The following is an 18,262-nucleotide window of genomic DNA, read 5'->3' as shown; positions in this document are numbered from 1 at the left end:
CCGGGCTCAGCCGTGCAGCGCGCGGTACGCGGTGACCGCGCCGGGGTGCAGCGGCAGCCCGGCCGTGCCGATCAGGCTGCGGACGTCGAGGAACTGCGCGCCCACGGCCTGCTGCGGCACGAGTCGCGCGGCCCGCCCGACGAGGACCCGCACCACGGCGGCGGCGACCTCCTCGGGCAGGGCCGCCCGGCACACCAGCAGGTTCGCCTCGCCGATCGTGGGCACCTCGGCCGCCGCCCGGTACACGCCGCTCGGCACGGACACCTGCTCGTAGACGGGTCCGTGCCGCTCGCGCAGCAGCGCCAGCACGCCGTCCAGCGGCAGCAGCCGGATGCCGGCGCGCAGGTCCAGCTCCGCGAGCGACGGCGTGGGCACCCCGCCCGACCACAGCACCGCATCGACCCGGCCGGTCTCCAGCGCCGTCGTCGCCTCCAGCAGCGGCAGGTGCTCCACCCGCGCGGTCAGCCCGGCGGCGGCGAGCAGGCGGTCGCCGAGCAGCGCCGCGCCGGACCCCGGTGCGCCGAGCGACACGGTCCGCCCGGCGAGATCGGCCACCGCCGCGACGGGGGAGTCCGCGCGCACCACCAGTTGCAGGTAGTTCTCGTAGACGCGGCCCAGTGCGCGCAGCTCCAGCGCCGGATCGGCCGACTGCGCCGTGTCGGCGAGCGCGAGTCCCAGGTCCGCGCGGCCGTCGCGCAGCAGAGCGAGGTTGTCCACGCTGCCACCGGTCCGCACGGCCGTGCTCGGCAGATCGGGTTCCGCCGCCGTCAGCTCGGCCGCCAGCAGCGTCGCGAAGTCCAGGTAGAAGCCGCCCGGTTCCCCGGCGGCGACCGTCACCGTCCGCTCCGGGCCCCGGTAGCCGCCGCCCGCGCACCCGGTGAGCACCGAGCCGAGCGCCCCCAGCAGCAGCGTCCGGCGCCTCACAGCGCGGGCTCCAGCGGCAGTTCCACCAGCACAGCCAGCCCCGTCGGCTCCGCCGCGCGCAGGTCCAGCCGCCCGCCGCGCGCGGCGAGCACGCTGTCCGCGATGGCCAGCCCCAGACCGGTGCCGCGCCCGTCGGCCGCGCTCGCGCGCCAGAACCGCCTGGTCGCGCGCGGCAGGTCGTCCGGCGGCAGACCGGGACCGTCGTCGGACACGACGACCCGCGCGGTGCTCGCCACGCGGTCCGCGCCCTGCTCCACCCGCACGACCGCGCCCCGCCCCGCGTACTTGACCGCGTTGTCCAGCAGCACGTCCAGCACCTGCGCCAGGTCCGGCTCCGGGCACCGCGCGAGCACCGACAGCGGCGACCGAGCACCGACCTCCAGCCGCACCCCGGCGGCCCCCGCCGCCGCGCTCCACGCGTCGACCCGCTCCAGCACGACGTGCCCCACGTCGCACACCTCCGGCTCACGGCCACCGGCCGCCAGCTCGACCGCCCTGCTCTCCGCCGACGCCAGCGCCAGCAGGCCGTCCAGCAGGGACTCCAGCCGCTCCACCTCCGCCACCGTCGAGCGGTAGGTGCGCTCGCCGTCCGGCGTGACCCGCCCGGCCAGCGTGTCGACCCGCAGCCGCAGCGCCGCCAGGGGGTTGCGGAGCTGGTGCGAGGCGTCCGCGATCAGCCTGCGCTGCTGGTCGGCGGCCTCGGTCACCGCGTCGGACATGCGGTTGAACGACTCCGACAGCGCCCGCAGCTCGGCCGGTCCGGTCACCGTCACGTGCGCCCGCCGCTGCCCGCCCGCGACCGCTCGCACACCGCGGTCCAGCTCGGCCAGCGGGCGCAGCAGCCAGCGCGCCACCACCAGGGCCAGCAGCACGCAGCCGACACCGGCGGCCAGCGCCCCGGCCAGCACCCACGTCCACCGCCGCGCCACGTCGGCCGCCGCCCGCTCGGTCGAGGCGCGCAGCACCACGGCCCCGGCGACCCGCGTGCCCGTGCCGACCGGGCGGGCGAACAGCACCTCGCGGTCGGACCAGGGCAGGACGGTCGGCACCGGCGCGGCGGGCTGGTTGCGCAGCGCCGCGTCCAGCACGCCGGACAGCGCCGGGTCGTCGGCCCGCAGGCCACCCGACTCGACCACGGCAGCGCGCTGCGCGTCGACCACCACGACCGCCTCGCCGTAGAGGGCGGTGTACTCGGCGACCTCGGCGCGCAGCGCGGCGCTGTCACCGGTCGTGCGGGCCTGCTGCGCGAGCGCGGCGAACCGGTCGGTGTCGCCGGTGCGGCCGAGCACGAAGGTCTGGGTGCGCTCGGCCGCCGTCGCGGACAGCAGCGGCAGCGCGAACGACGCCACCGCCGTCGCGGAGAACAGCAGCAGCACCAGCAGCAGGCGGCGGCGCACCTACTCGCCCAGCCGGTAGCCGAAGCCGCGGATCGTGCACAGCACGCCGGGCCGCCCCAGCTTGGCCCGCACCTGCGCGACGTGCACGTCCAGCGACCGCGACACCGCCAGGTAGGCGTCGCCCCACACCTCGTCCATCAGGTGCTGCCGGCTGATCGCGGTGCCCGGCCTGCTCGCCAGCACGGCCAGCACGTCGAACTCCTTGGTGGTCAGCGTGACCGGTTCCCCGGCCACCAGGACGCGCCGCGAGTCCAGGTCGATCTCCACGTCGCCCACGCGCACCACCCGCTCGCCACCACCGGTCCTGGCGGCCACCCTGCGGGCCACCGCGTCCATCCTGGCCAGCAGTTCCGCCAGCCGCACCGGTTTGACGAGGTAGTCGTCCGCGCCGAGCCGCAGCCCGCGCACCACCGACCGCTCGTCGCCCCGCGCGGTCAGGACGAGGACCGGGACGTCGGAGACGCGGCGGAGCTTGCGCAGCACGTCCAGACCGTCGCAGTCGGGCAGCCCGAGGTCCAGCAGCAGCAGGTCGGCGTCGCGGTGGGCGGTGAGGGCGTCCGAGCCGCGGCGGGCCCTGGCGGGGACGTGCCCGTGCGCGTCGAGCGCCTCCACCAGGGCGTCGGCCACCCCGTCGTCGTCCTCGACGAGCAGCACGCGCACGGGCCACCTCCTCGTTCGTCAGTCCTGCGGCGCGGCCTCCAGGGGGGAGTCCTTCGAGGTCTCGCGCATGAACAGATACACCAGCAGGGACACGAGCACGCAGCCCGACACGTACCAGAAGAACACCGACTCGTGTCCGGCCTGCTTGAGCGACAGCGCGATCAGCTCCGCCGTGCCGCCGAAGATCGCCACGGTCAGCGCGTAGGGCAGGCCGACGCCGAGCGCGCGGATGCGCGTCGGGAACAGCTCGGCCTTCACGATGGCGTTGATCGAGGTGTAGCCGGTGATGATCACCAGGGCGACGAGCATGAGGGCGAAGGCGAACACCGGGTTGCGCGTCCCGCCGAGCAGCGTCAGCAGCGGCACGGTCAGCAGCGTGCCCGCGATGCCGAAGCCCAGCAGCAGGGGACGGCGGCCGATGCGGTCGGACAACCGGCCCGCCAGCGGCTGGATCACGACGAACACCAGCAGCGCCAGGAAGTTGATCCAGGTGACCGTGCTCTTCTCGATGCCACTGGTGTTGATCATGAACTTCTGCAGGTAGGTCGTGTACGTGTAGAACGCCACCGTGCCGCCGAGCGTGAGGCCCGCGACCAGCAGGACCTCCTTCGGGTGCTTCGCCAGCGCCCGCAGCGTGCCCTGCGACCCGCCGCCGCTCGCCCTCTCCCGCTCGAAGCTCTCCGACTCGTCCATGGTGCGTCGCAGGTACATCACGACCACCGCGCCCAGCGCGCCCACCGCGAACGCGATGCGCCAGCCCCAGCTCGACAGCGCCTCCGGGCTGAGCACCTGCTGGAGCACGATCTGCAACCCCAGCGCCAGCAGCTGGCCCGAGGTCAGCGTGACGTACTGGAAGCTGGAGTAGAAGCCGCGCTTGCCGGGGGAGGACACCTCCGACAGGTAGGTCGCGCTCGTGGCGTACTCGCCGCCGACCGACAGGCCCTGGAGCAGCCGCGCGGTCACCAGCAGGATCGGGGCGGCCACGCCGATCGTCGCGTACCCCGGCGTGAGGGTGATCATCAGCGATCCGGCGGCCATCAGCGTCACCGACAGGGTGAGCGCCCTGCGACGGCCGAACCGGTCGGCGAACCGCCCGAGCAGCCACCCGCCCAGCGGCCGCATGAGGAAGCCGACGGCGAACACCGCCGCCGTGTTGAGCCACTGCGCCGTCTGGTTCCCCGAGGGGAAGAACGTCGCCGAGAAGTACACCGCGAACGCCGTGTAGGCGTACCAGTCGTACCACTCGATGAGATTGCCGATGCTGCCGCGCACCACGTTGCCGACGACCCGGCGTTCGCTGTGCGGTGGTGTGGTGCCGGGCTGCTCAGACGCCGTCGTCCGGGTGCTCATGCGACCTCCTCGTCGTGATCGGTCACACCGTGCGGTCCCGCCGGTGCTCCGGACAAGGCGCTCCGCAGCTTCTTTACCTCCGCTTGAGGGAGTTCCGCGCACGGGACACGTCCGTCCGGACACAGGGGACGGGCCGTGCGAACGCCCGACCCGGCGCGGGCCGGTTCTTCGCGAGCGGGGCGTTCGGCCACCAGGACCGGCTGGTGGGAGCTCGTGTCCGGCCACGTGACGCCGGTGAACCCGGCCTCGGCCACCGGTCCGGACAGCTCGGCGGAGGAAATCGCCCAGTACGTCGTCAGCCTCGACCGCGCCGCCCCGACCGCACCGCGACACGGCCCGTGGTGATCGGCCGCGCGCGATCCTCGCCCCCTAGGCTTGCGGCGAGCACGGCCGAACGAGGAACCGGAGTTGACGCGGATGGCGGACCAGGAGTTTCGCGGACGGCAGCCGTCCCTGGCCGACGTCGCCGGGCGCGCCGGCGTCTCGCACATGACGGTGTCGCGGGTGATCAACGAGACCGGGCCGGTCAAGGCGGAGACCAGGGCCAGGGTGCTGGCGGCCATCCAGGAGCTGAACTACCGGCCCAACTCGGCGGCGCGCACGCTGGCCACCGGCCGGTCGCGCACCCTCGGCGTCGTGGCGCTGGACTCCACGCTGCACGGCCCGGCGAGCACGCTGCTCGGCGTCGAGATCGCGGCGCGCGAGGCCGGGTACGCGCTGTCCATCACGAGCATCAGCGACCCCGAGCACGCCTCGATCACCGGTGCGATCGAGATCCTGCACGGGCAGGCGGTCGGGGGCATAGTCGTCATCGCCCCGCACCTCGCGACCAGCCGCGCGCTGGAGTTCGCCCCGCACGACGTGCCGCTGGTCGTGGTCAACGGCTCCGACTCCGTGCCGTTCCCGGCGGTGTCGGTCGACCAGTTCGACGGCGCGCGCCGCGCGGTGGAGCACCTGCTCGCCCTCGGGCACGCGTCGGTGTGGCACGTGGCCGGTCCGCTGGACTGGGTGGAGGCCGACGAGCGGGTGCGGGGCTGGCGGGAGACGCTGCGGCGGCACGGCGCGCCGGAGCGTCCGGTGCTGCGCGGTGACTGGAGCCCGAGGTCGGGCTACGAGGCGGGGAAGGCGCTCGCCGCGGAGACGGGCGTGGACGCGGTGTTCGTGGCCAACGACCAGATGGCGCTGGGTGTGCTGCGGGCGTTCGCCGAGGAGGGCATCGAGGTGCCGCGCGACGTGCACGTGGTGGGCTTCGACGACGTGCCGGAGGCGGCGTACTTCAGCCCGCCGCTGACCACCGTGCGGCAGGACTTCGCCGAGGTGGGCCGCAGGACGTTCGAGCTGCTGCGCGAGCAGATGGAGGGCCGGACCGGCACGCCGCGGCTGATGGTGACGCCGGAGCTGGTCGTGCGGGAGAGCACGGGCCCCAGGACCCGGACGCGCTAGGCCGCGTTCCAGCGGTCCCCGCCGCACGACGGACGGCCGGGGCGCGAGCCCCGGCCGTCCGCGGGTGGTGCGAGGAGCGTGCCGTCAGTGGGCAGCGCCCGCGCGGCGCTTGGTCCACACGTCGTAGGCCACGGCCGCGAGCAGCACGAGACCCTTGACGAGCATGACGCGCTCGCTGGGTGCGCCGATCAGCGACATGCCGTTGTTGATGACGGCCATGATCAGGCCGCCGGTGATGGCGCCGACGACCTTGCCGACACCGCCCTGCACGGCCGCACCGCCGATGAACGCGGCGGCGATGGCGTCCAGCTCGAAGGCGTTGCCCGCCGTCGGACCGGCCTGGTTGAGGCGACCGGCGAAGATGACACCGGCCAGCGCGGCCAGCACACCCATGTTGACGAAGATCCAGAACGTGATGGACTTGACCTTCACGCCGGACAGCGTCGCCGCCTGGAGGTTGCCGCCCACCGCGTAGATGCGGCGGCCGAACACCGCGCGGGTCGTGAGCAGCGAGTAGCCCAGCACCAGCACGGCCAGCAGGACCAGCACCCACGGCAGGTTCTTGAACCGCGCGAGCTGCACGATCACGGCCATGACGATGACGCCGGCCAGGCCGATCTTGAGCAGGAACACCGGCATCGGGTCGACGATCTGGTTGTAGCCCAGCCGCGCCTTGCGCGCCCGCCACTGGGTGAGCGCGAAGCCGGCGACCAGGACGACGCCGACGACCAGCGTCAGCAGGTCGGCGCCGCCCAGCGGGCCGAGACCGATGTTGCCGAGGTAGCTCTCGATGAAGCCGTTGGAGAGCGTGCGGATCTGGTCGGGGAACGGGCCGATGCCCTGGTTGCCCAGCACCGTCATGGTCAGCGCGCGGAACACGAGCATGCCCGCGAGCGTCACGATGAACGCCGGGATGCCGAAGTAGGCGATCCAGAACCCCTGCCACGCGCCGATGGCGGCGCCGGCGACGAGGGTGATGGCCACCGCGATCGGCCAGGCCACGTCCATGTTCACCGTGAGCACGGCGCAGATCGCGCCCGTCACGGCCACCACCGAACCGGCCGACAGGTCGATGTGCCCGGCGATGATGATCAGGATCATCCCGATCGCGAGGATCAGGATGTAGGAGTTCTGGACGATGATGTTGGAGATGTTCTGCGGCTGGAGCAGCGCGCCGTCGGTGAGGACGGTGAACAGCACCACGATCAGCGCGAAGGCGACGTAGATGCCGCTCTGCCGCACGTTGATCGTGAAGCGCCGCGGTGAGGTGCCCGGTGCCACTGGCGCGTCGCCGGTGGGCCCTCCCTCCGCGGGGCCGTCGGCCGTGACGGGTGTCGTGCTCATGGACGCTGCTCCTGTCCCTTGGTCATGTACTGCATCAGACGTTCCTGGGTGGCTTCGGCGCGCTCGACCTCACCGGTGATCCGGCCCTCCGACAGGGCGTAGATCCGGTCGCACAGGCCGAGCAGCTCCGGCAGCTCCGAGGAGATCACGAGCACCGCCTTGCCCTCGGCGGCGAGCTCGTTGATGATCGTGTAGATCTCGTACTTCGCACCCACGTCGATGCCGCGGGTCGGCTCGTCGAGGATCAGCACGTCGGGATCGGTGAAGATCCACTTGGACAGCACGACCTTCTGCTGGTTGCCGCCGCTGAGCGTCCCGGTGGTGGTGAGCACGCTGGGAGCCTTGATGTTCATGCTCTTGCGGTAGCGCTCGGCGACGCTGAACTCCTCGTTCTCGTTCACCCAGCCCCGCTTCGCCAGCTTGGGGAGCCCGGCGGCGGACACGTTGCGCTTGATGTCCTCGATGAGGTTCAGACCGTAGCGCTTGCGGTCCTCGGAGACGTAGGCGATGCCGTTCGCGATGGCGTCCTGCACGTTCTTGAGGTGGATCTCCTTGCCGTCCTTGACGAGGCGGCCGGAGATCCCGGTGCCCCAGGAGCGGCCGAACACGCTCATCGCCAGCTCGGTGCGGCCGGCACCCATGAGCCCGGCGAGGCCCACGATCTCACCGCGCCGCAGCACGAGGTTCGCGCCGTCGACGACCCTGCGGCCGCCCTGCGCGGGGTTGTGCACGGTCCAGTCCTCGATGCGCAGCACCTCGTCGCCGACGTGCGACTCGTGCGGCGGGAAGCGGTGCTCCAGGTCCCGGCCGACCATCCCGGAGATGATGCGGTCCTCGGTGACCTGGCCGCCGTGCACGTCCAGGGTCTCGATGGTCCTGCCGTCGCGGATGATCGTGATGGAGTCCGCGATCTCGGTGATCTCGTTGAGCTTGTGCGAGATGATCACCGAGGTGATGCCCTCGTCGCGCAGACCGCGCAGCAGGTCGAGCAGGTGAGCCGAGTCCTCGTCGTTCAGCGCCGCGGTGGGCTCGTCGAGGATGAGCAGCTTCACCTCCTTGGACAGCGCCTTCGCGATCTCCACGAGCTGCTGCTTGCCCACGCCGATGTCGACCACCGGGGTGACCGGGTTCTCCCGCAGTCCCACGCGTCGCAGCAGTTCGGCGGCGGCGTGGTTGGTGCGGTTCCAGTCGATCAGGCCGCGGGACGCCTTCTCGTTGCCCAGGAAGATGTTCTCGGCGATCGACAGCTGCTGGACGAGCGCCAGCTCCTGGTGGATGATCACGATGCCGAGCTGTTCGCTGTCGCGGATGCTGGAGAAGGAGCACGGCTGGCCGTCGAAGACGATCTCGCCGGTGTACGACCCGTGCGGGTGCACACCGGACAGGACCTTCATCAGCGTCGACTTGCCCGCGCCGTTCTCGCCGCAGATCGCGTGGATCTCGCCGCGGCGCACGGACAGGGTGACGTCCTGGAGCGCTTTCACTCCGGGGAAGGTCTTGGTGATTCCGCGCATCCGCAGGATGTCGTCGGTCATGGGTTGGGCCCCTAGCGGTCGGGACGACGGGAGGATGAGGGGCGTCCCGCCGCCGCGGTTCGATCCGGCGGCGACGGGACGCGGTCCGTGCGACCTACTTGAGCTGGTCGGCCGTGTAGTAGCCCGACTCGACCAGGGTCTTCTCGTAGTTCTCCTTGTTCACGATCACGGACTCGAGCAGGTACGCCGGAACGACCTTCTCGCCGTTGTCGTAGTCCTTCTCGTTGTTGACCTCGGGCTTCTCGCCCTTCAGCACCGCGTCGGCCATCTTCACCGTCGCGGCGGCCAGCTGACGCGTGTCCTTGTAGATCGTGGCGTGCTGCTCGCCCGCGATGATGGACTTGACCGAGGCGACCTCGGCGTCCTGACCGGTGACGATCGGGTAGGCCTGGCCGCCGGAGCCGTAGCCGTTGCTCTTCAGGGCCGACAGGATGCCGATCGACAGGCCGTCGTACGGGGACAGCACGCCGGCGACCTTCTCACCGCTGGAGTACGTGGAGGTCAGGATGTCCTCCATGCGCTTCTGGGCCGTGGCCGGGTCCCAGCGCAGGATCGCCGCGGTGGTGAAGTCGGTCTGGCCGCTCTTCACCACGAGGGTGCCCTTCTCGATGTAGGGCTGGAGCACCGACATCGCGCCGTTGAAGAAGAACGTGGCGTTGTTGTCGTCGGGCGAACCGGCGAACAGCTCGATGTTCAGCGGGCCGGTGACCGAGCCCTCGGAGCCGTCGGCGTTCTTCACCTTCAGACCGGTCAGCAGCGAGGTCGCCTGCTGCACGCCGACCTGGAAGTTGTCGAAGGTGGCGTAGTAGTCCACGTTCGGGCTGTTGCGGATGAGCCGGTCGTAGGCGATGACCGGGATCTTCGCATCGGCGGCCTGCTGCAGCTGCGTGGTGATCGCGGTGCCGTCGATGGAGGCGACGATCAGGAGCTTCGCGCCCTTGGTGATCTGGTTCTCGATCTGGTTGACCTGCGTCGGGATGTCGTTCTCCGCGTACTGCAGGTCGACCTGGTAGCCCTGCGCCTCGAGGGCGCTCTTGATGTTGTCGCCGTCGTGGATCCACCGCTCGGAGGACTTCGTCGGCATCGTGACGCCGACGAGGCCACCGGCGTTGTCGCCGGGGGCGGCCTGCTCGTCGACCGTCTTGGTCGACGAACCGCAGGCGGTCAGTGCCGCGGCGAGTGCGAAGGTGGCACCCACCGACGCGAACCGTGCGAGCTTCATGTCTCTCCTTTGAGATCACCTGGGCGCGGCGGACGCCGCGGGTCTAGCTGGTCCTGCTGCCATCGTTGTCGTGCGCTTGCGCGGTGGTGCTCGTTCGCCAGCCGGATCACCTCCAGCCGGGCAGGCCCTGGGCGACCCGGTGGTAGGCGGAGTTCCACCGCAGGCGGTCGCCGAAGTCGGCGGTGGTGGTCTTCTCGTCGATCACGACGAGCTCCGTCTGGACCATGAGCGCGAAGTCGCGCAGCGTGTCCGAGCCGACGGCGTGCGTGAGGACGGTGTGGTGCGGTCCGCCCGCGGTGAGCCACGACTCGGTGGACGTGGACAGCGACGGCGCGGGCTTCCACACCGCACGCGCCACCGGCAGGTTGGGCAGGGGCTCGTCCGGCGCGACGACCTCGACCTCGTTGGCGACGAAGCGGAACCGGTCGCCGAGGTCGACCAGGCCGATCACCACGGCGTCGCCGGGCGCGGCGTCGAAGACCAGGCGCACCGGGTCCTCGCGGTCGCCGATGCCGAGCGGGTGGATCTCGCACGACGGCTGCTGCGCGGCGATGCTCGGGCAGACCTCCAGCATGTGCGCGCCGAGGATCTTCGGCTCGCCGGGTCCGAAGTGGTAGGTGTAGTCCTCCATGAAGGAGGTGCCGCGGCCGGTGCCCGCGCCCATCGCCTTCACGGCCGCCAGCAGCGCCGAGGTCTTCCAGTCGCCCTCGCCGCCGAAGCCGTAGCCGTCGTTCATCAGCCGCTGCACGGCCAGGCCGGGGAGCTGACGCAGTCCGCCGAGGTCCTGGAAGTTCGTCGTGAACGCGCCGAAGCCGCCGTCGGTGAGGAACGTGCGCAGTCCGGCCTCGATGCGGGCCGCGTAGCGCAGGGAGTCGTGCCGCTCGCCACCGCGCGCGAGTTCCGGCGCGAGCCGGTAGGTGTCGGCGTAGTCGGCGACCAGCGCGTCGACCGCCTCGTCGGTCACGGCGTCCACCACGGCGACGAGGTCGTTCACGCCGTAGGTGTTGACGGAGACGCCGAACCGGAGTTCGGCTTCCACCTTGTCGCCCTCGGTGACCGCCACATCGCGCATGTTGTCGCCGAATCGTGCCAGCTTCAAGCCCCCGAGTCGATCCCGGCCGATCGCCGCGCGGGCCCAGCCGTCGATCCGGGACGCGACGACGGGGTCGGAGGCGTGCCCGGCGACGGTCTTGCGCGCCACTCCCAGCCTGGTCTGCACGAACCCGAACTCGCGGTCGCCGTGGGCGGCCTGGTTGAGGTTCATGAAGTCCATGTCGATCGACGCCCACGGCAGCGTCGCGTTGAGCTGCGTGTGCAGGTGCAGCAGCGGCTTGCGCAGCACGTCCAGGCCGGTGATCCACATCTTCGCCGGGGAGAACGTGTGCATCCAGGCGACGACGCCGATGCACGACGCGTCGGAGTTGGCCTCCAGCATCGTCGCCCGGATCGCCGCGGCGTCGGTCAGCACCGGCTTCCAGACGATCTCCGCGCTGATCTGCCCCGACTCGGTGAGCGTGCGCTGGATCTGCTGCGACTGCTGCGCGACCTGGTCCAGCACGTCGGCGCCGTAGAGGTGCTGGCTGCCGGTGAGGAACCAGATCTGGGGCTTCGCAGCGGGCGGCATCGTCTCTCCTGAGGGGCTCGTCTGGGACGTGATGGTGCTGGGTGGTGGATCGGGCGGGTCGAGCGGGTCCCGGTCAGACCTGCCCGTAGACGTTCTGGTAGCGCGCGTGGAGGCGGTCCACGTCGTCCTGCGGAATGGGGTGGGGCGTGCCGAGCTGGCGTGCGATGTGGACCGTGCGGGCCACCTCCTCCACCATGACGGCCGCCTTCACGGCCGCCTTCGCGTCCTTGCCGACGGTGAACGGGCCGTGGTTGCGCATGAGGACCGCCGGGGAGCGGCTGTCGCGCAGCGTGTCCACGATGCCGCGGCCGATCGAGTCGTCGCCGATGAGGGCGAACGGCCCGATCGGGATCTCGCCGCCGAACTCGTCGGCGATCATCGTGAGCACGCACGGGATCGGCTCGCCCAGCGCCGCCCACGCCGTCGCGTAGGGGGAGTGGGTGTGCACGACGCCGCCGACCTCGGGCATGTGCTTGTAGACGTAGGCGTGCGCGGCGGTGTCGGAGGACGGGGAGTGCTCGCCGTCGACCAGGACGCCGTCCAGGTCGGTGACGACCATCCGCTCCGGGGTCAGCTCGTCGTAGGACACCCCCGACGGCTTGATGACCAGGAGGTCCTCGCCGGGCACGCGGGCGGAGACGTTGCCCGCGGTCCACACGACGAGCCGGTAGCGGGTCAGCTCGCGGTGCAGCTCCGCGACGCCGCGGCGCAGCTCGGTGATCGTCTCTCGCACGTGGGCGATGGCGGAGGACATCTACTCGCTCTCCCTGCTCGTGGCGATGGCGCGCTTGCGCGCCTTCAGCCGGTGCATGACGCTGTTCGCGCCGCGGCCGAAGTGGTCGTGCAGCTCGGCGTACTCGACGAACATCCGCTCGTAGAGCTCGACGTTCTCCGGGATCGGCTGGTACACGCCCCGGTTGACCGAGCCCATCGCCTCCGAGGCGACCCTGACGTCGGCGTGGGCGCCCGCCGCGACGGCGGCGTGGATCGCCGAGCCCAGCGCGGGGCCCTGCTCGGAGCCGATGGTCGACAGCGGCAGGTTCACCACGTCGGCGTAGATCTGCATGAGCAGTGCGTTGCGCAGCAGACCGCCCGCGACGACCAGCTCGGTGACCGGGATGCCGGCGTCGGTGAACGTGTCGACGATCATGCGGGTGCCGAACGCCGTGGCCTCCATCAGCGCGCGGTAGGTGTCCTCCGCGCGGGTGGCCAGCGTCTGGCCGAGGACCAGGCCGGACAGCTCGTGGTCCACCAGCACCGAGCGGTTGCCGCTGTGCCAGTCCAGGGCGATCAGGCCGTGCTCGCCGATGTCCTGGCGCGCGGCCAGCTCGGTCAGCAGCTCGTGCACGCTGATGCCGCGCTCGCGGGCCTGCTCGTGGTACTCCGGCGGCACGCCGTGGTTGACGAACCACGCGAAGATGTCGCCGACACCGCTCTGCCCGGCCTCGTAGCCCCACAGACCGGCGACGATGCCGCCCTTCACCACGCCGCACATGCCCGGCACCTCGCGCAGCTGCTCGCCGTTCATGACGTGGCAGGTGGAGGTGCCCATGATCGCGACCATCTGGCCGGGCTCGACGGCCCGCGCGGCCGGGGCGGTGACGTGCGCGTCGACGTTGCCGACGGAGACCGCGATGCCCTCGGGCAGGCCGGTCCACCCCGCGGCCTGCGCGGACAGGCCGCCCGCGCGGTCGCCGAGCTGCCCGAGCGGGTGCTCCAGCTTGTCGCGCACGAATCCGGCGAAGTCGGGGTTGAGCGCGGCGAGGAACTCCTCCGACGGGTACTCGCCGTCCTGGAGGATGCCCTTGTAGCCCGCGGTGCAGGCGTTGCGCACGTAGGTGCCGGTGAGCTGCCAGACGATCCAGTCGGCCGCCTCGACGAAGTGCTCGGTCGCCGCGTAGACCTCGGGGGCCTCCTCCAGCAGTTGCAGGCCCTTGGCGAACTCCCACTCCGAGGAGATCAGCCCGCCGTAGCGCGGCAGCCAGCTCTCGCCGCGCTTCTCCGCCAGCGCGTTGATGCGGTCGGCCTGGCCCTGCGCGGCGTGGTGGCGCCACAGCTTGACGTAGGCGTGCGGCTCGGCGGCGAACTCGGGCAGCTCGCACAGCGGCGTGCCGTCGGCCGTGGTCGGGAGCACCGTGCAGGCGGTGAAGTCGGTGCCGATGCCGATGACGTGGGCCGGGTCGGCACCGGCGGCGCGCACGGCCTCGGGAACGGCGTTCCGCAGCACGTCGACGTAGTCGGAGGGGACCTGCAACGCCCACTCGGGGGGGAGCTGGCGCCCGGTGACGGGGAGGGTGCGGTCGACGACGCCGTGGCGGTACTCGTGCACCGCACTGCCGAGCTCGGCGCCGTCGTGGACCCGCACGACCACGGCTCGTCCGGACAGCGTCCCGAAGTCCACTCCCACCACGAGGGCGTCCAACGGATCGATCGGCATGGAAGACACCTTCGTCTCGGAGATCGGACAGAGCGTGCGCCGGACACCGCCGACTGGCTCGAAGTTGCAGTGTTATCGCTAACATTAGTCCCGTCAACACGTGGCGGCAACTTTTCGGTAACACCGCTCACCTGCTGTTCACGAGCGCGGGGCGCTGTCGTGAGCGTGCACAACACGACCGGTCACGGACCGTGTCCGGGCCCGTCGCTGGTCAGGCGGGGGGCGGGGCGACGCTGTCGCGCACGACGAGTTCGGGAGCCACCGTGCGCCGCTGGGAGCTCGGCTCCCCGGACGTGATCTGGGACAGCAGCAGCGACAGCGTGGCCCGGCCGACGGCGTCGAAGTCCTGCCGGACCGTGGTCAGCGGCGGGGTGAAGTACGCCGCCTCGGGCACGTCGTCGAAACCGATCAGGCTCACGTCGCCGGGCACGCTCCGGCCGCGCTCGCTCAGGGCCCGCAGCACGCCCAGTGCGAGGTGGTCGTTGGCCGCGAAGACCGCCGTCACGTCGGGCATCCGGGAGAGCACCTGCCCGGCGCGGTACCCCGCCGCCGCCGTCCAGTCCGCCGCGATCACCGGAGGCACCTCCGCGCCCGCCCGCTCCAGTTCCGCGCGCCAGCCCGCGATGCGGCCCGCGCTGTCGAACCACTGGGTCGGGCCGGAGACGTGCCAGACGGTCGAGTGACCCGCGTCGAGCAGGAACCGCGTCGCGGCGCGCGCCCCGCTCACCTGGTCCACCGTCACCAGCGCGGTCGAGCGGGCCGGGTCGCCGTCGACCGTGACCAGGGGGACGGCCGAGTGCAGGTGGTCCAGGGCCTCGTTGGCCGACGCCACCGGGGCGATCACCACGATCCCGGCGACCCGCTGGTCGAGGTGCCGCTCGACGGCGGCGGAGACCGACGCGCGGTCCAGCGAGCCGACGCTGCCGACGCTGACCGCGAAACCCGCCTCCGCCGCCGCGCCCTCGAAGGCGGCGAGCAGCGACGCGGGACCGTAGAGGGCGGAGTTCTGCGCGACGACGCCCAGCAGTTGCGAGCGGCCGGTGACCAGCGCCCGTGCCGCGCGGTTGGGCCGGTAGCCCAGCTCGGCGATGGCGGCGCGCACCCGGAGCCTGGTCTGCTCGCGCACGTTGGGGTGGTCGTTGAGAACGCGGGACACCGTCTGGTGCGACACTCCGGCGAGCCGGGCCACGTCGGTCATGGCCGGGTCGCGCGCAGTTCTGCCGTCCACCCCTCGCACCTCCGGTTCCCGGGCGCGCCCGCGCCGCTGCGGGCCTGCGGCCGACGGATGTTAACGGTAACACGCAGATCGTGCAGGGCAAGCAGCTCCTCGGCGGGCCGACCGTCCACAGTGCTCGACGGGGCGAAGTGTGCAATCCGTTGACACCGGCGAGATCGGGCCGCCGGATCTGGGACCGGCCGGTGTGCCGGACGGACGTTGCTCCGAACGGGTGCCGCTCTCCGGAGGGGCGAGCTGTTAGCGCTCACAGAATCAGATCGGGGAGCGGGGCCCGGATCAGCCGGTCAGCGCGCCGACCGCGAGCCAGCCGCCGAGGACGACGACCGCCGCCGCGGTGACGACGGGCGCGACCGCGGAGGCCCGGCCGACCCACGCGTGGACCGGGCCGGTGGTGACGCGCTCGGCGCGGTCGCGCAGCAGCACCAGGGCCAGGCCCGCGACCACGAGCACGGCGGCCATGCCGAGGCCGTAGCCGACGACGAGGAGGACGCCGAACCAGGTGCGGCCGAGCGCCACCGCGCCGAGCAGCACCACCAGTGCTGACGGGCTGGGCACCAGGCCGCTCGCGGCCCCCACGCCGATCAGCCCGGCCCGCCCGGTGCCGTGCCCGTGCCCGTGGCCGGTGCCGTGCCCGTGTCCGTGGCCGGGTCCCGCCGCGACCGGTTCGCGCAGCGGGCGGGCGCGCAGGGCGGAGCGCAGCAGCAGCACGCCGATGCCCGCGACGAGCAGACCGCTGACCACTCCCAGCCACCGCAGCAGGACCTCGCCGGCCAGACCGCTCGACGCGCTGATCAGCAGACCCAGCACCAGCACGCCGCCCGTGTGGGTCGCGGTGACCGACGCGCCCACCACGAGCGCGTCGCGCGCCGTGCCGTGCCGCCCGGCCAGGTACGCGGCGATGATCGTCTTGCCGTGGCCGGGCAGCGCCGCGTGCGACGCGCCGAGCACCAGCGACAGCAGCACGGCCAGCACTCCCGCCCACGGCGAGGCGTCCCGGTCGCCGACCAGACCCGTCACCGTCGACGCCAGCGCGGACGGGAGGCCGGGCCCGTCGGGCTCGCTGGCCGCGGCGCCACCGGCCGACCCTGCGCCGGGCTCGGCGCGCAGCTCCACCTCGCGCACGTCCAGCGGCTCGCCGAGCAGGTCGTCGGGGTACTCGCGCAGCTCGTCGGTGACGCTGCGCGCCGGGACGCCGGCGCCGGACAGGACGACGCCGTCACCGCTGGCGGTGATCTCCCGCCAGCCGATCCGGTCGGGCCGGGAGGTGTCGCGGAACGACACCGCGACGGGCCGGTCGACGGCGACCGGCGCGGTCAGCGCGCACGTCAGCCGCGTCGTCGGCAGTGCGGCCGGCCCGCGCGGGTGCTCCAGCCGCGCGGAGCGCACCTCCCAGCGCAGCGCCGAGCCGTCCACGGTGGACTCCACCGCGCCCGCCAGTTCGGCGCACCGCCGGGGCGCCGCCGCCGCGGACTCGTCCTCCGACACGGTCCCGCCGCCGTCGGTGTCGAGGTCCGCGCGCTCCTGGAGCGTGGGGATCTCCGCGGTGTCCACGACGGACAGCACGTCGATCCGGTCCCGGTGCAGCAGGAGGCCGTGGTAGTGGTTCACGCTGAAGTCGCCCAGCGGGTGCGCCTCGGCGACGCCGGGGGAGAGCAGCAGCGCCAGCGCGCCAGCGGCGAGCACCGGCCAGCGCCGGATCACCGGCCGCTCCGCAGCCGCGCGAGCGCTGCCCGCGCCTCGGGGGCCTGGACGGGGGAGAAGTGCGGGTTGCGGGCCAGGGCGTCGCTCAGCACGCGCACCGCCTCGTCGGTGCGCCCGAGCGCGGCGAGGATCGTGCCCCGGTGGTAGCCCACCGCCGCGTCGCGCCAGCCCGTCGCCACGGCCAGGTCGGCGAGGGGCAGCGCCTCGGCGTCGCGTCCGCCGACGTGCAGCGCCCACGCCAGCGCGTCGGCGGTGAACACGCTCCGCCGCCTGCCCCACTCGGCCTCGGCCAGTCGCAGCGCCTCCGCCGGGTCGCCGTGGTCCGCCGCGATCCGCGACGCCGTCAGGTCGTCGCCCGCGCCCTGCGCCGCCTGCGCGCGCTGCTGCTCGGCCAGCACGGTGAACTGCTCCCGCGCCTCCTCGCCGCGCCCGGCCGCCTCCAGCAGTTCGGCGAACTCCAGCAGGTGCTGCGGCAGCGGGGCGCGCTCCACGACCTCCCGGTACCCGGCCAGAGCGCGCCCGGTCTCGCCGCGCGCGGCGGCCACCCGCGCCGCACCGCGCAGCAGCGCGGGGTCGTGCGGGCTCGCCGCCAGCCCGAACCGCACCTGTTCCGCCGCCTCGTCGAGCTCTCCGGCGCCGAAGGCCAGCTCACCCAGGTGGTAGCGGCAGAAGGCGATCTCCTCGGGGGTGCTCGCGGCGGCCAGTGCGCGTCCCATGACGTCGCGCGCGCCGTCGTCGTCGCCGTGCAGCTCCAGGTGGTAGGAGGCGCGGGTGAACGCGGCGACGCCGGGGCGCAGGTCGAGCATCCGCTGCACGGCGGACGCCGCGCCGTCGTCGTCGCCGAGCTGGGTCAGCGCGTCGGCCAGCACGCCGTGCGCCTCGACGGAGCCGGGCAGCACCTCGACCGCCCGCAGCGCCCAGTCCCGCGCGCCGGAGAAGTCGTGCAGGGCGCTCGCCAGCGCGCCCCGGCCGAGCATCGCGGCCCCGTTGCCGTCGGGCCGCACCCGCAGCGACTCGCGCAGCGCGCCGTCGGCCCTGGGGTAGTAGGAGGCGTCGGCGGTGACGCGGGCGATCTCCACGTAGGTGGTGCCCAGCCGCGCCCAGCCGTCGGCGTCCCCCGGCAGCCTGCGCAACCGGTCGCGCAGCACGTCGGCGGAGCGGAACAGCGCGCCGCGCTCGTCGTGCGCCGCGGGGACGGTGGCGACGGCAGGGGGTTCCGGCGCCGGCGCGGAGGTCGCGCCGACCGCGAGCGCCGCCGCGGCGGACACCGCGAGCACCACGAGGACGAGCTTGCGGTGGGGGCCGGGGAGGAACTGCTCGCCCGGTGCGGACATGGTGCTCACCTCACGTCGTGGTGGGTGCCGGGAGGGCCCGCGAGCCCTCCCGGC

15 protein-coding genes are annotated in these 18,262 nt (G+C 72.8%); 2 read left to right on the top strand and 13 right to left on the bottom strand.

The window, feature by feature from the left end:
- Positions 1 to 6: 6 nt before the first annotated feature.
- The 4 genes from IMZ35_RS06985 to IMZ35_RS06970 are packed head-to-tail and all read right to left on the bottom strand — an operon-like array spanning position 7 to position 4,331.
- On the bottom strand, positions 7 to 924 hold the full coding sequence (locus IMZ35_RS06985) for a TAXI family TRAP transporter solute-binding subunit (protein WP_199440076.1): 918 nt from the start codon (positions 922 to 924) through the stop codon (positions 7 to 9).
- Positions 921 to 2,321, bottom strand: a complete 1,401-nt coding sequence (locus IMZ35_RS06980) for a sensor histidine kinase (protein ID WP_199440075.1) — start codon at positions 2,319 to 2,321, stop codon at positions 921 to 923. Before IMZ35_RS06980 ends, IMZ35_RS06985 begins: the two co-directional genes overlap by 4 nt.
- Positions 2,322 to 2,981, bottom strand: a complete 660-nt coding sequence (locus IMZ35_RS06975; protein ID WP_199440074.1) for a response regulator transcription factor — start codon at positions 2,979 to 2,981, stop codon at positions 2,322 to 2,324. It abuts the gene before it with no gap.
- An 18-nt stretch (positions 2,982 to 2,999) separates the two neighbouring features.
- Complete coding sequence (locus tag IMZ35_RS06970; RefSeq protein WP_199440073.1) at positions 3,000 to 4,331, bottom strand: MFS transporter; 1,332 nt, start codon at positions 4,329 to 4,331, stop codon at positions 3,000 to 3,002.
- 135 nt (positions 4,332 to 4,466) lie between these two features.
- On the opposite strand from IMZ35_RS06970, the gene IMZ35_RS06965 reads away from it, so the two are divergent.
- Together IMZ35_RS06965 and IMZ35_RS06960 are read left to right on the top strand one after the other, a co-directional pair.
- On the top strand, positions 4,467 to 4,676 hold the full coding sequence (locus IMZ35_RS06965) for a hypothetical protein (protein ID WP_199440072.1): 210 nt from the start codon (positions 4,467 to 4,469) through the stop codon (positions 4,674 to 4,676).
- Positions 4,677 to 4,748: 72 nt separating this feature from the next.
- On the top strand, positions 4,749 to 5,774 hold the full coding sequence (locus tag IMZ35_RS06960; protein ID WP_199440071.1) for a LacI family DNA-binding transcriptional regulator: 1,026 nt from the start codon (positions 4,749 to 4,751) through the stop codon (positions 5,772 to 5,774).
- A gap of 84 nt (positions 5,775 to 5,858) precedes the next feature.
- On the opposite strand, the gene mmsB is transcribed toward IMZ35_RS06960, so the two are convergent.
- The 9 genes from mmsB to IMZ35_RS06915 all read right to left on the bottom strand — a co-directional run bounded on the left by mmsB (position 5,859) and on the right by IMZ35_RS06915 (position 18,208).
- Positions 5,859 to 7,118, bottom strand: coding sequence for a multiple monosaccharide ABC transporter permease (mmsB, locus tag IMZ35_RS06955; protein ID WP_199440070.1), 1,260 nt, complete (start codon positions 7,116 to 7,118; stop codon positions 5,859 to 5,861).
- On the bottom strand, positions 7,115 to 8,653 hold the full coding sequence (gene mmsA / locus IMZ35_RS06950) for a multiple monosaccharide ABC transporter ATP-binding protein (RefSeq protein ID WP_199440069.1): 1,539 nt from the start codon (positions 8,651 to 8,653) through the stop codon (positions 7,115 to 7,117). The genes mmsB and mmsA overlap by 4 nt, the downstream gene beginning before the upstream one ends.
- Before the next feature lie 94 nt (positions 8,654 to 8,747).
- Entirely contained in the window at positions 8,748 to 9,875 is a 1,128-nt protein-coding gene (chvE, locus tag IMZ35_RS06945; protein ID WP_199440068.1) for a multiple monosaccharide ABC transporter substrate-binding protein, read from the bottom strand.
- 106 nt (positions 9,876 to 9,981) lie between these two features.
- Entirely contained in the window at positions 9,982 to 11,499 is a 1,518-nt protein-coding gene (gene araA / locus IMZ35_RS06940; RefSeq protein ID WP_199440067.1) for an L-arabinose isomerase, read from the bottom strand.
- A 73-nt stretch (positions 11,500 to 11,572) separates the two neighbouring features.
- Positions 11,573 to 12,253 (bottom strand): L-ribulose-5-phosphate 4-epimerase, encoded by a 681-nt coding sequence (locus IMZ35_RS06935; protein WP_199440066.1) that lies wholly within the window; start codon positions 12,251 to 12,253, stop codon positions 11,573 to 11,575.
- Positions 12,254 to 13,936, bottom strand: coding sequence for a ribulokinase (gene araB, locus IMZ35_RS06930; protein WP_199440065.1), 1,683 nt, complete (start codon positions 13,934 to 13,936; stop codon positions 12,254 to 12,256). It lies immediately after the preceding gene.
- Positions 13,937 to 14,147: 211 nt separating this feature from the next.
- Positions 14,148 to 15,134 (bottom strand): LacI family DNA-binding transcriptional regulator, encoded by a 987-nt coding sequence (locus IMZ35_RS06925; protein ID WP_199440346.1) that lies wholly within the window; start codon positions 15,132 to 15,134, stop codon positions 14,148 to 14,150.
- 315 nt (positions 15,135 to 15,449) lie between these two features.
- Positions 15,450 to 16,874 carry a nickel/cobalt transporter gene (locus IMZ35_RS06920; RefSeq protein WP_229370847.1) on the bottom strand — a complete coding sequence of 475 codons (1,425 nt, stop codon included), beginning with the start codon at positions 16,872 to 16,874 and terminating at the stop codon, positions 15,450 to 15,452.
- Positions 16,871 to 18,208: a tetratricopeptide repeat protein gene (locus tag IMZ35_RS06915; RefSeq protein ID WP_229370845.1), complete on the bottom strand. Its 1,338-nt coding sequence runs from the start codon at positions 18,206 to 18,208 to the stop codon at positions 16,871 to 16,873. Before IMZ35_RS06915 ends, IMZ35_RS06920 begins: the two co-directional genes overlap by 4 nt.
- Positions 18,209 to 18,262: the final 54 nt, after the last annotated feature.

Source organism: Umezawaea beigongshangensis, from assembly GCF_016464305.1.
Classification (GTDB): domain Bacteria; phylum Actinomycetota; class Actinomycetes; order Mycobacteriales; family Pseudonocardiaceae; genus Umezawaea_A; species Umezawaea_A beigongshangensis.
This window is presented reverse-complemented; position numbering and strand designations above follow the sequence as displayed.

Excerpts from the sequence above, each read along its gene's own strand:
- IMZ35_RS06970 (WP_199440073.1), bottom strand. The coding sequence starts at position 4,331 with ATGAGCACCCGGACGACGGCGTCTGAGCAGCCCGGCACCACACCACCG.
- IMZ35_RS06960 (WP_199440071.1), top strand. The coding sequence starts at position 4,749 with ATGGCGGACCAGGAGTTTCGCGGACGGCAGCCGTCCCTGGCCGACGTC.
- mmsB (WP_199440070.1), bottom strand. The coding sequence starts at position 7,118 with ATGAGCACGACACCCGTCACGGCCGACGGCCCCGCGGAGGGAGGGCCC.
- mmsA (WP_199440069.1), bottom strand. The coding sequence starts at position 8,653 with ATGACCGACGACATCCTGCGGATGCGCGGAATCACCAAGACCTTCCCC.
- chvE (WP_199440068.1), bottom strand. The coding sequence starts at position 9,875 with ATGAAGCTCGCACGGTTCGCGTCGGTGGGTGCCACCTTCGCACTCGCC.
- araA (WP_199440067.1), bottom strand. The coding sequence starts at position 11,499 with ATGCCGCCCGCTGCGAAGCCCCAGATCTGGTTCCTCACCGGCAGCCAG.
- IMZ35_RS06935 (WP_199440066.1), bottom strand. The coding sequence starts at position 12,253 with ATGTCCTCCGCCATCGCCCACGTGCGAGAGACGATCACCGAGCTGCGC.
- araB (WP_199440065.1), bottom strand. The coding sequence starts at position 13,936 with ATGCCGATCGATCCGTTGGACGCCCTCGTGGTGGGAGTGGACTTCGGG.
- IMZ35_RS06925 (WP_199440346.1), bottom strand. The coding sequence starts at position 15,134 with ATGACCGACGTGGCCCGGCTCGCCGGAGTGTCGCACCAGACGGTGTCC.
- IMZ35_RS06915 (WP_229370845.1), bottom strand. The coding sequence starts at position 18,208 with ATGTCCGCACCGGGCGAGCAGTTCCTCCCCGGCCCCCACCGCAAGCTC.